Origin of the sequence: Hydrotalea sp. AMD (assembly GCF_004100315.1) — a bacterium.
GTDB lineage: Bacteria > Bacteroidota > Bacteroidia > Chitinophagales > Chitinophagaceae > Hydrotalea > Hydrotalea flava.
This window is the reverse complement of the sequence record NZ_SCKY01000015.1, coordinates 59097-71578: the sequence shown is the minus strand read 5'-3', so window position 1 is coordinate 71578 and position 12482 is coordinate 59097. Positions and strand designations below refer to the sequence as shown.

14 protein-coding genes are annotated in these 12482 nt (G+C 32.0%); 2 read left to right on the top strand and 12 right to left on the bottom strand.

Translation table 11 applies throughout. From position 1 onward, the window contains the following. Positions 1 to 5 precede the first annotated feature (5 nt). Together EO766_RS12245 and EO766_RS12240 are read right to left on the bottom strand one after the other, a co-directional pair. The gene (locus EO766_RS12245) at positions 6 to 1817 is read right to left on the bottom strand and encodes an ATP-binding protein (protein ID WP_287101177.1); all 1812 of its coding nucleotides are present in this window, start codon (positions 1815 to 1817) and stop codon (positions 6 to 8) included. A gap of 85 nt (positions 1818 to 1902) precedes the next feature. Beyond that, entirely contained in the window at positions 1903 to 2613 is a 711-nt protein-coding gene (locus EO766_RS12240; protein WP_287101175.1) for an HNH endonuclease, read from the bottom strand. Between the two features lie 190 nt (positions 2614 to 2803). Here EO766_RS12240 and EO766_RS12235 point away from each other — a divergent pair, with 190 nt between their 5' ends. Beyond that, positions 2804 to 3442, top strand: a complete 639-nt coding sequence (locus EO766_RS12235; protein WP_287101174.1) for an NUMOD3 domain-containing DNA-binding protein — start codon at positions 2804 to 2806, stop codon at positions 3440 to 3442. A gap of 39 nt (positions 3443 to 3481) precedes the next feature. On the opposite strand, the gene EO766_RS12230 is transcribed toward EO766_RS12235, so the two are convergent. The 10 genes from EO766_RS12230 to EO766_RS12185 form a co-directional block, all read right to left on the bottom strand. After that, on the bottom strand, positions 3482 to 4684 hold the full coding sequence (locus EO766_RS12230; RefSeq protein ID WP_287101173.1) for a hypothetical protein: 1203 nt from the start codon (positions 4682 to 4684) through the stop codon (positions 3482 to 3484). 61 nt (positions 4685 to 4745) lie between these two features. Then, positions 4746 to 5315 carry a hypothetical protein gene (locus EO766_RS12225; protein ID WP_287101172.1) on the bottom strand — a complete coding sequence of 190 codons (570 nt, stop codon included), beginning with the start codon at positions 5313 to 5315 and terminating at the stop codon, positions 4746 to 4748. A 2-nt stretch (positions 5316 to 5317) separates the two neighbouring features. Next, positions 5318 to 6208: a hypothetical protein gene (locus EO766_RS12220; RefSeq protein ID WP_287101170.1), complete on the bottom strand. Its 891-nt coding sequence runs from the start codon at positions 6206 to 6208 to the stop codon at positions 5318 to 5320. A gap of 18 nt (positions 6209 to 6226) precedes the next feature. Then, a complete protein-coding gene (locus tag EO766_RS12215) occupies positions 6227 to 6649 on the bottom strand; it encodes a thermonuclease family protein (protein WP_287101169.1) in 423 nt (140 codons plus the stop codon). A 93-nt stretch (positions 6650 to 6742) separates the two neighbouring features. Then, positions 6743 to 7651, bottom strand: a complete 909-nt coding sequence (locus EO766_RS12210) for a hypothetical protein (protein ID WP_287101168.1) — start codon at positions 7649 to 7651, stop codon at positions 6743 to 6745. Between the two features lie 75 nt (positions 7652 to 7726). Then, complete coding sequence (locus EO766_RS12205; protein WP_287101166.1) at positions 7727 to 8176, bottom strand: NUDIX domain-containing protein; 450 nt, start codon at positions 8174 to 8176, stop codon at positions 7727 to 7729. Positions 8177 to 8223: 47 nt separating this feature from the next. Then, complete coding sequence (locus EO766_RS12200; protein ID WP_287101165.1) at positions 8224 to 8448, bottom strand: hypothetical protein; 225 nt, start codon at positions 8446 to 8448, stop codon at positions 8224 to 8226. A gap of 198 nt (positions 8449 to 8646) precedes the next feature. Next, positions 8647 to 9591: a hypothetical protein gene (locus EO766_RS12195; RefSeq protein WP_287101164.1), complete on the bottom strand. Its 945-nt coding sequence runs from the start codon at positions 9589 to 9591 to the stop codon at positions 8647 to 8649. Then, entirely contained in the window at positions 9569 to 10678 is a 1110-nt protein-coding gene (locus EO766_RS12190) for a DUF723 domain-containing protein (RefSeq protein ID WP_287101162.1), read from the bottom strand. The genes EO766_RS12195 and EO766_RS12190 overlap by 23 nt, the downstream gene beginning before the upstream one ends. Before the next feature lie 100 nt (positions 10679 to 10778). Continuing rightward, positions 10779 to 11318 carry a hypothetical protein gene (locus EO766_RS12185; RefSeq protein ID WP_287101161.1) on the bottom strand — a complete coding sequence of 180 codons (540 nt, stop codon included), beginning with the start codon at positions 11316 to 11318 and terminating at the stop codon, positions 10779 to 10781. Positions 11319 to 11464: 146 nt separating this feature from the next. Here EO766_RS12185 and EO766_RS12180 point away from each other — a divergent pair, with 146 nt between their 5' ends. After that, the gene (locus tag EO766_RS12180) at positions 11465 to 12481 is read left to right on the top strand and encodes a hypothetical protein (RefSeq protein WP_287101160.1); all 1017 of its coding nucleotides are present in this window, start codon (positions 11465 to 11467) and stop codon (positions 12479 to 12481) included. The last annotated feature ends 1 nt before the right edge of the window (position 12482 follow it).

The window sequence follows — 12482 nt, the reverse complement described above, 5'->3', positions numbered from 1 at the left end:
TCCTGTTAGTTCATATTAAATTTCACAACGTGATCAATAACCTTGACGAAATCGTCTGTTGTTGGAACAGTTGATTTTGTATCAGCCAAAGAAGTTACAATTCGTGTAACATTTTTGATTTGACGACCGTTGATGGCGTAATGAGACAAACGTTCAACATCGATATGTGGCAATTGATACAAGTTCAAAATGTTAGTCCAAATTTTAGTTCTGGCTGACATATCAAGATCGTCATATTTGATTGCCAATGAGATCCTTGAATAGAATGCCTCATCAATTGTTTTTGCACGGTTGGTTGTCAAGAACAATGTACCTTGATAATATTCCAACAATCTCAAAAAGATACCTACCATGGCATTCCGTTCGATGTTGATATCATCACGTTTTTCCATGAAAATATCTGCTTCATCCAATAACAATACTGCTTTCCAAGAAGAAGCAATATCCAGAATGTCACGAAGTTTCTTTTCCAATTGAGTAACATTTGTACCCAATTCACCGATACCAACCATATACAATGGTTGTTGTAGTTTTTCAGCAATGGCTTCCGCTGTCAATGTTTTACCAACACCAGGAGTACCCGCCAACAAGAAAATACAACCACCACCTTTACCATCGATGAAGTCTTTACCAACGATATTGTTGGTTTCGACCAATGCAGCCAACATATCTTTGGTATCTTGTGGAAGAACTAACATGTCGTATGCATCTTCTCTGAAAACGATATCTGTCAAGTCCTCGACTTTCATTTCGCCCCAAATTTTGGCAGCAAATGAGAAGCCATAGACGTATGGAGACATACACATGAAAACGTCATCAGACAACTCAACATTTGAACCGTTATCTTGATTTCTTCGATTACTGTCACGATCCATCGCAAAGTAGAATGAATAATTGCTGTCGATTGATTTCATGGCTGTCAAATCAATCATAACTCGACCGATTGATCTGAATTGCAGATCATTCCAATACGAACGACGAACAATCTCACCAGAATATGCCAAATAACTAGGCTTGCTAGTCATTTCAACATATTTTTTACCACGACTGATCAACTTTTCTTTGACTTCATCGGTCAGTTTGATAAGACCAAGATCAGTCATATTGAGTTCACCAGTATATTGTGGAATCACGTGCCAATATGATGAACAAATTAGATTAGCACCATTATGAGAGTAAATTGTCAATTCTACTCTCAAATGTGGTGCATTAAAAAAACCACCTGGATTATATTGACAAGATTTTACATTACCTGCGATTAGGGTATGTTCGTGTTCAATACACAATTGAAGATCTGGTTGACGAAGGGCAAAGTACAATTTGCTGAAACTGGCAACACCTTTTTCCATAATTTCAGATGCTTCAGCCACCAATTCGTCACGTAGGGAAGTTAATGCTTCACCAAATTTTGTGATATCGTCGATAATTGCTTCGTGACGAGAATAGAGAGAATCGAAGATGTTTTGTCTGTATTCATCATACCAATCAATCCATTGATGGATTGCAACGTCAGCAGTGACCGTAACCATACGATCTTTAGCTGCTTTTGTTGTTTCATCATCATCATCTTTATAAAGATGATGTGACGTAATCAGATTTTGATCATCGATCTGATCCCAAATGAAACGACGCAATTGTTCAGAAAAGATAGTAACAACTTTATTACCTTCTTTTTCCGAAGTGATTTGAAAAGCAGGTCGTTCACCAGACTTATTGGGATTTGCTAATTGTACACCATCAGCAACCTCGAAAACAGTTGAATTCGAACTTTCAGTTGGAGCTGTGTCAGCTAGGGATTTTTTTGCTGAATTAGACATTATAGCCTCTTTTGTTTTAGTTAATAAAAATAATGAAATTAAATTTTACTTTAAATAAGTAAAATTACAACGATGGAATTACGGATTATTGATTTTGTTTTTTGAAAAAAGTACCAGGATTCATAGTTGAACTTGGTTTACTGTTTGAATTAAATTTTGGTTGGTTCTTAGCTTCAAATATTAATTCTTGTACTGCCTGTTCATATGCATCAAAATCAAAGTCAGGTTTATGAAATGATAGAGTCTTCGTAAATTTCTTAAGACCTCTACCCCAATCTTTGACATTCATATTTTTATGAAATATAATAGTATTCCATCTTAAATATGCTTTGTATTCTAATACTTTATACTGATTGATGTCTTTTCTTATTGGATGAGAAGACGTTATTTGATATTTAGCAACAAATTCTTTTGGTTTTTGTTTCTTACCAATAATTGTATCACCTTTCTTATAATTACAAATGTTACACATTGGTTGTAAATTTGAAAGATGATCAGGACCACCCTTTGATCTAGGAATAATATGATCTTTGGTCATATAAGCAGGAGTACCAAGTGGATTGGTATGACCAAACATCAAACGTAGTATTTTACATTCTGTTTTACAATCTTTATTATCTTTATAGGTAAAGTGTAACGCTATATTACCACAACCGGCACATTTAATACCATACTGAATAATTACATCTAATGTTCTAGTCTTTCTAAAAGTTACACCATTAACAGTAAAACGATTATAGTTAGGAACTGTTTTGGCAGCATTAATAACGTCTTCGATAGGTAAAATATTATCCATGATAGAGTTCTCTGTCAACATTTTGAAAACACTATTATATAAAAAGCAAAATAAAAAATCAATAGGGAATTTCTTTTTTACCCTATTGATTTTTGAGTTGAGTTATAGTAAAATGTTCTTTACTCTCTGAAAAATGTGTCTAAATACTATAAAGTAGTTAAATCAAAGATACTATTTTGGATATTAACATATGAACGAAGAAAGAAAATATTTAATTTACATTCACACCTCACCCTCAGGAAAATCATATATAGGTCAAACTTGTAATTATAAAAGAAGAACAACTAGACACAAATGTCAAACATCTGGTTGTAATTTATTTTATAAAGCCATACAAAAATATGGATGGGATTCGTTTACACATAACATTTTAGTTGAACACTTAACCCTAGATGAAGCAAATATACAGGAAGTTGAATTAATATCCAAATTTAATACTTTAGCTCCTAATGGATATAATCTTAACACGGGTGGTAAAAATGCTGTACCGTCAAAAGAAACACGTGAAAAAATGAGTAAAGCAAAAAAAGGAAAAATTCCACACAATAAAGGAAAGCCAATGTCAGAAGAGCAAAAACAACATTTATCAAAATTAAACAAAGGAAAATCTAGACCTAATCATATTAAACAAAAAATGATTGGTAAACCTAATTTACATACATCTAAATGTTGGATAATAACCAATATCTTAACTCAAGAACAATATAAAGTTAATAATTTGCCATCATGGTGTAAAGAACATAATGTGAATTATGTAAATCTATTAGCTGTCCAGAAAAGACAAGGAATATGTCAAAAACAATGGAGTATTAAATTAGATGATGGTTAGATAATTTAATTATCTAACCATCAATTATCACCTAAAATATTATTTCTTTTTCGGTTTCTTTTTAATATCTACTTCAACTTTTTTAGGTGCCCAAATTTCTTTGGCTGCAGATTCAAACCCCTTCTTCCATGATTTATGTGCATAACTTCCGGTTGGATGAGGGTTACGAGGAGCTTTCGCATGATGAGCCATAAACGTATTTGCTCCATCATTTTCAATACGTTGTTGCAATTCTTTCATATGTTCTTGTGATTTCTCACCTGTTAACACACTATGAAGGAAAGATAGTTTACCAACAGGTTGTCTACTAGTAGACTCTTCACTTTCCTCAGCAGTAGCTTGTTTTTGAAGATCTTTACTAGGAACCATACGAATTCTTCCATGATCCATAATACCTACCATATCACCTGGACCATCTGGAATTTCTACTTTATATGTTGCACCATCTTTTTTACAAACAACTAATTGACCTTTAGTAAATGGTGAAGATACATCTTCTTCTTGTTCTTGAACACGAGAACGATTAAAATTCAATTCACGATCTCTTGGATCAACAAAATCATCATAATCAGAAGCTTCGTCTCCAAACTCACGCTCATTATCTTCTGGATATTGATCTACGTCGATATCCCAGTCATCACTATCCCATTCAGAAGAGGAATCATAATCAGATAATTCTCGTGGATCTAAATCATCGAAATCATATCTATTTCCACGATATTCTTTTTCTGAATAATTTTTGAAATCAGTTGCTTTTTTGCCTGATGGAGTAGAGAAACCTTCCTCTTCTTCCATTCCAGCACCAGATAAAAATTCTTCTTCATCCTCTTGACAACTACCAGACATTTTACGAAGAGCATATTTTAATTGTTCCTCTTCTTCTCTTGCACGAAGACCTTTTTCTACTTTGGAATGTGATTGAACAGCTTTTTGTTTAGCCCACAATGAGTTAACAATAGCTTCTTTAAGATCATCATCAATTGGTTTAGGATCATTATCAAGAACAGCAAATGCAACATCTTGAAATGCTGATTTACTTCTGATATTAATACCATCCTCTTGAGCATAACCATTGATAACATCCAACCAAGTATCATAATCACTCGGTTGGATATCAAAAGATTCAAATATTTTTTTTGTTTTATCTGTACCCAATATTTGAGCAACAGACTCAATCATATCTTGTTTGTTACCAAGTTGTTTTGATTGGATAGTTGCATTTTTAATTAATTCCAACTTCATTAGTAATCTCCTATAATAATATAGTATTTATTACTAATAATAGAATATTGTCAATTTGGATCTACTTGATCCAAACAGCTACTTCCCAATCAATTACAGGAGATACACTCTTATCGTTTATCTTAGCACACTTAGCATCGTTATTAATAGTATCAGCTACTAACTCACTAATTGTCTTAGATAATGGTTCAAATTCAGTGAAGACAAAACTACCATAAAATCGTTTTTCATTGTCAGTTAAATATGATTCTTTAATCCCTATCCCAACAGATTTATGTATTAACGGAACATATAAAAATTGATTAAAACTTGATATTTTAAGTAATCGAATTTGTCGATTAGTACCAAATCCTCTTGGAATTGCTAAACTATCAATAGTATTGAATTTGTTAGTAGGTCTTCCATTATCTAATAATAGTTGACCACTAATATGACCATTTGTTATTAAATTAAATAATGGGTCATATACACTAATAATGTTTTTGTTTCGAATTAATGACAATAAACCATCAGTAATAGGAAGAGATGGATGATTTCCATCTCTATCTTGTACATCTATTTTAATAGTATGTCCGTGTATTCCACATGTAACGTTCTTTGACCAAGTACTATGTGTGAAATTATCTCTCATTGTTATGCACCAATATATGTTCCTTTAGACAAACCTTCGCTTATATAAAAATCAGTTACATTGAATTTGTTTTTAACATATTCACCAATATATTCTATAGTAGTTTCAGTTTCTAATACAATGATATGATTTAATTCTTTATTATAACTTGCATTAAACCATCCACGTGGAGTTCTATATGAAATAGTGATAGTATCATCTGTTTCATTAGAGATATTAGCAGAATTAATAAAAACAGCATTATCTAAATCATGTGCAATTTCTTCTGCCTTTAAACTGTCTTTATATTGTACGAAGCTTAAATGACCGTGTGCAATATTTTGACAACCATATGATGTTGAATCTTTAAGACCATGTGAATATGAAAAATATCTTAAAGGTAGAGTTTTATTGATTGTATGAGTATTAACATTATTAAAACATTCAACTTTAATATTGATGTTAGAATATTTCTCTGATAAGTGTTTCTCTAAGTATTCTGCAAATACATCACCAATATATCCTGGTGTATATCCAACATTAATATCACGGAATGAAATAAATCGCAAGGCATCTGTTGGTACATCAATTTCTACTGCAGGTGTAGAAATAATCCATCTGTCACCGTTTTCAGATTCTGTGAGTTCTCCTAATGAATATCCTTCAATAAACCAAAGTTTGTGATCAAAACCATTGTCATGTACATCAGGAAGATGTCTATCAATTAATCCCTTTACATCTTTTTTAATTGTTGAGAAGTCAACAACAACTTTTTCTACTTCATCAACTTCTCCAGTTATAATAAATCCAGGATTGAAACTACCACCTATAACTTGTCCTTCATCATTAATATAACCGTGATCCACGACGGATAAATCTGATAAGAAAATTGAGGATCTTAATTTGTTACTCATTTTAACACTCCATGTTAATTAATATTTTAGAAATACGTCAGGATGTTCTGCCAATAATTTATCATTAACACTAACACCATTTAACATAACTTCGCCCAATGTTCTTCCATAACGATCTTTAGGTGCTTTATTGTCAACTGTAATATCAACAACTTGATTTGTTAATAATTCAGTTGATATTTGTGCTGCTTTTTTACCACGTGCAACAACTTCATCCACAGAAATCTTTTCATTATATGCTTGTTTATATGCACGATTGTTACGTTTTGATTCATATGAATCAATTTTTGTTAATTTAACATGTAACGCTCTATTTTCAGCACAATTAGCTATAATTGTGTCACCATCAATTACTCTAGTTACAGTACATTGATTATGATCAGCTTGTGAATTTGCAATCCACATTAATGTTAGTAATACTCCAGTTAACATTTTATTCATTTCTACTCCTTTATGTATGTTGAAAAAAATCCCTATCGAATCTCTTCGAATAGGGATTATAAATGTTTTTGTTGAAAAAATCAACAATTATTTTTAGTCGTTATCATTATCATCTTCGTCATCGAATACGACATGTTCAACAACAACATTTTGATTTCTAAAATCTCTCAAATATTGTGCCACTTCATTAGCTTCCTCTTCAGACTCAAAAACCATTGGATCTTGGTTATCGCTTAAATATGATACCCATTGAAATTGATTCATCTCACGATTTTCATGTAAGATGTAACCATTAACAGAAGGGTGCATAATTACCCATGACTCTTTTGTTTGGAATTTTTTACCCAATTTATGATAATCACGTGCGTTTTGATACAAAGTTGAGAAACCAGCTTTAGTAATACCAGTAGTATTCTCTTCAGATTTCTCACCAAAAACACTAACAGCATGTTTCCATGCTTCAGCACGAGTTACACCTGGATGATCAATAATCCATTGACGTAATACACCAGATTTACTTGAAGGATTAGGTGCTTTACCACGACGTTTTGCTTCAGTTGATGCTTCTGCTTTTTTTGGTTCTGATTTTTCTGCTTTTTTAGAAGAATCTTTTGGTGTATACGGTGTACCAAGTTTTTCAGATCTACGTTTCATACGAGCATTGTATTCTTCATCTGTTTCGTCATCTTCATCATCATCTTCCTCTTCTTTCTTCTCTACTTCTTTTTTTGGAGTAGGAGCAGGTTTTTTATCGGATTTTAATTTATTGACTTCCCAGAATGGTTTACTAACACCTTTCTTTTTTGATTCAGATTCAGCTTTTTTTACATCTTCATCTTCATCACCACTATCATCTTCATAATCATCATCTTCTTCTCTTTCAACTAACATTGGTAAACCAGCAATTCTTCTCATGCTTTCAGAAAGAACATCAGGTCCTTTTGATTTTGGTTTTGCTGATTCAGTAATACCAGCAATTTTTTTGATTTGTTCTAAATCCATAATAAACTCCTTATAATATAGTTAAATATAATATAAGGGTATTTATACTAATAAGTGGACAATATGCTAATTTAATTAATCATCCCTTTCCATTCTAAGGATTTGTCTATGAACAGCAGATACAACTGGTCTATGTAATTCACGACCTTCATCCATAAATTCTTCTAGGGTCATCCATTTTGTTGATTCTGTTTCAAAACTTGGTTGACCAAACAATTCTTTGTTTTTTACTTTTGAAACATAGACCATAGTTCTTCCCATAAAATTACCAACTTCTTCGGTTTTTATGATGTTACTTTTAAAAAGTCCTAGTTCTTCACAGGCTTCTCTAATAGCTGCATCATAAAATGTTTCATCTTCGTCTTCAACTTTACCTTTAGCAAGTTGATAAACAAATCCACCAAATTCAGAATCACTCGGACGCATGAACATCATATAGATTGTTCCATTATTATCTTTATAATAAGGAACTAATCCTGCTCTGTATACCAAATGTTTCTCTCTGTGTTCTTTATTTTCTGTCATTTTTATTTTCTCCTAATTGAATATTTTGTATGGGTGAATATTTATCACTATCCACCCCATGGACGATTGTCAACAACAAGATTGATGTTCATTTTGTGTTTAATTGTTTTACAACGTTCAACAAACTCATCAATACTTTCATTTCCATCATATGGACAATTATTTGTTACATTGACTGTATATCCCAAATCTTTAAATAATCGTTCAATCATAATTGCTTCAAACTCAATACATCCACCTGGTCCTGTTACTTTAATTTCTATATTATTCATCTTGTGTTCCTATTTCCTCTAAGATAGCTATAGTACGTTGTATCTCTTCAATTGTTCGTGAAAGATTAGCATGAATTACAACATTACCCGTATCTCTAGTATCATGACAATTAAGACATTCATCATTAATTAACAACCCAGCTCTACCATTATTAGCACCACATGTCTTACATGTATTATAAATCATTGTACTCATTTCTAAGTACCCACCTCGTTGTTCCAAATATAATTTTGTAAACGAGCCACATACATATATCCTCGTTCAATACACATTTGTGCTAATTGTTTTGCAATAATATTTTGTTGAACATCTGTGCAAGCCATCGGCATTATTCCTACTATATTATTACCTCCTATAGCTGAACTATATTCTGTCATAGCCCTTTCAATTTCATCAAAATCCTCCGTTCTAGGTCCTGCCACAAATTTAAAGTATTGTCGATAATTAGTTACCTGTTGTTGTTTAGTAATAATTTCAGGTTGAATAGCTTTACTCCATTCTTCTCCACTAGCAGATAATTTAGGACTATTGCTCCAAATAATCATCCGTTCTTCGTCCTTACTAATCCAGTTATTTAATTCATCAATAAAAGCATCTCGAAGGGGGACTGCCCCGTTTGTTTCAATTAATAATATTTTTAAATCATTAAGGAACGGATGATTTAATAAGGTTGGAATCGTTTTTTGATGTAATGTTGGTTCGCCTCCAGTCAATGATAAAATGTATTTAAGTCCCGTAACTGGGTGTACCCATTTGTTAATATCTAGTAATTGTCGTCTATCAACCTCACTATAATTGAAACTATCGATATTTTTCATATGTGGTAATAACTTAGTTAATTCTAATGCTAGTTTATTTTCATCTCCTGTAATCCATAGATGTTCAAATCGTTTATCATGTGCATATAGACTATCACAGCCCATAGCAATCACGGGCAACTCTTTAATATTCTTATACATAATCGGATCAAATCCTAATACATCATTTGTTATAGGTATATTATTAGGATTATTGAATTTTTGACAGGTAAAATTACATCTCGAAAATCTAACATATACAGTCGGATGACCCTGTAAACTAATAGGAGAAACACCCTCTCCCTCCAATGAAATAAACGTTTCACTCCAAGTAAATTGTGCCATTTAAAAGTTCCTTTAATTGTTGAGGATTAGACGAAAATAAGAAATTCTCTTTCAATTCATTAACCCAGTTAATTTTTTGTTGCATTCTTGATTTATATTTTTCAGTTTTAATTCCAGATACTTCTATCCACAATTTTAATTTAGGTAAATAAAAATCACAAGTATGATTTGTATTACTTTGTGGATATTTCTTTTGTAACTCCATCTGTTGATTAGTTAATTGACAATATTCTGTCATAATAATATAACAATCTTTTTCTAATATGGAATGAAATTTAATCCCATCATATTCAACAAATGTTCCAAATACCCCTCTTCTACATTGTGGACATCCCGTAGCATGTGTTCCTAATAATTTAGTCGGTTTAGCCTTCCATTCATGGTTACAGATAGAACATTTTACTAATATAGGAGTATGTGATTGTATATAATCTCCAACTCTGATAACCCCTCTATTGGATGATAATAATTTTTTATCAAATTCGTCATTATTACATCTAGTATTTCTTGCTGAATTAAATTGTCCACATTGTGGACATCCACTTCCTCCTAAATGAATAGCTGGGGTTTGTTCAAATATTCCATGTATATTACATTTAATTTTGACTCTTGTATGTGTATTTGTATACTCAATCAATGAATAATCATATGTATTATTATGAATCTTGCATGATCTAGTTACAAATTCATCATTGGTCATTCTACTAACCCCGGCACACCTAGCGCATCCATTCCCTATCAAATGTGATTTGGGTGTTTGTTCAAATATTCCATGAATAGGACAGTGTATACTTACTTTAGTAGAAGTGTTAATATATTCTACCAAAGAATAATCATATTTGTTGTTATGTATCAACTTAGACCTATCTATAAAATCACTGGTGCTACTTCTCTTAGTTCCTCCACATTCAGGACAACCGTTTCCAGTTAAATGGGAATTAGGGGTTTGATTAAATTGTCCATGTGTTAAACACACAATAGTAACAGGAGAAACAGCATTAATATATTTTACTAAAGAATAATCATACTTGTTATTATGTTTCAAATTGGCCTTATTAATAAATTCAGTTAGATTACTCTTCTTCATATCTTCTCCTCATTCTTATTATCTTATTTATAACGAAGAGAAATGCTTTATACAGGGTTGCCTATCGATTGAAATACTTCACTCCATGAATACGTTGCCATTATATATCCTCTCTCCAAATCATCAATTGTTTAGTTGTTTTATCTTGTTTAACTATTACTTTACCAATTTTAGCAGCAGTTTCTTTATCCATTGTGTCAATGAATCGTTTTGCTTGTCTTAGTACCGCAACAGACACATTATGTTTGATTGCAAATTCTTCTGCTGGTTCTGGTGTTGTTGTAACAGCTAATAATGCATCATTAATTTTATTTCCTTTTCTGCCTCTTTTCTTAGGTTCTTTAGGTAATAAAGAACGTTTAGTTGCTGTTTGAGGAGACATAGAATAGACATCAACATTTTCAAATCTGTTTGGTGGTGTAATATCTCTGAAAGTTATTGATTCGTTATCAAAAACATGTTGATATTTATTAACATCGAATGATCGGTTAGGAGTAAAAGTTCCTGATTGTTTCAATGCTTTAGCTGTCTGTAATTCAGACATTGTTAAATTAAATGTTCTACAGATAGTTTGATCATCTGGTTGATAAGCATCAATTAATGCAAACCTATCTGACCATGACATTAATGGTAATTTCATTATTCTTCTCCTTATTATTAAAATCCATATTTTAATGAGTGTAAATTACATTTTACCTTAATTTGAATTTAAAATCAACGGTGTTAATTATAATAAAATGAAGCACAAAGGGTATAAATAATAGATAAGTAAGGAGATTTACACACATGTCAAGACAATTTAATGTAAGATTTGCAAGTACAGGTAGTACTAATGGTAAATCAAGTGTTTCTATTGGTGTAGGAGATATAGATTCATCAACTTCATTAACACTACCTGGAGACGGTAAAGTAGATTACGGTGAATTTTTTAATGCCAATATCCTCCAAATATTAGAAAATTTTTCTAATGCAACAACTCCAAATAATCCAACTATTGGTCAACTTTGGTATAATCCAGGTGACTTTAAATTAAGAGTTTATGTTGGTACAGTAGGAGAAAGTGGATTTTTTGGTAGCACTAATATTGATACACTTAGTAGTTATGTGGGATGGTTAACAATTTCAACTATTTCAGGTACACCAAATTCATCTCCACAATGTGGTGAACTTTATTTTAATACAAACGATAATAATCTATATATCTGGGATTGTTCTACTCAGCCAGGACATTGGATTATATTAGGTAGTAATAATTTTATCAAAAAGGATGGTACTACAACATTGACTGCTCCACTAACTATTGTTCCTGGAACTGTAGGGAATGAAGCTGTTACTTTTACACAATTACAAGCTGTTGATGATAGAGTAACGTTAGTAGCACAATCATCTATGCCATCAGGTATTATCGTTATGTGGTCTGGATCTACTGTTCCAACTGGGTGGCATCTTTGTGATGGAACTGGTACATATGGATCTAATAATGATCCTATACCTGATTTGAGAGGTAAATTTATATTAGGTGCTAGTGTATCTAATCCTGTTAATACTACTGGTGGATCAACTACATTGAATTTAACACGTACTGATACTCATACGTTATTAGAAACAGAAATCCCATCACATACGCATAGTGGGTTTTTTGGATCTACATTTAGTACCTTTTATCCTGGAGGAAATGGAGCACCTGCAAATAATGGAACAACAACTGGTGCAACTGGTGGAGGACAAGGTCACTTTCATACAATTTCAGCATCTACTTATATGCCACCATATTATGCATTGGCATATATAATAAAACTTTAGG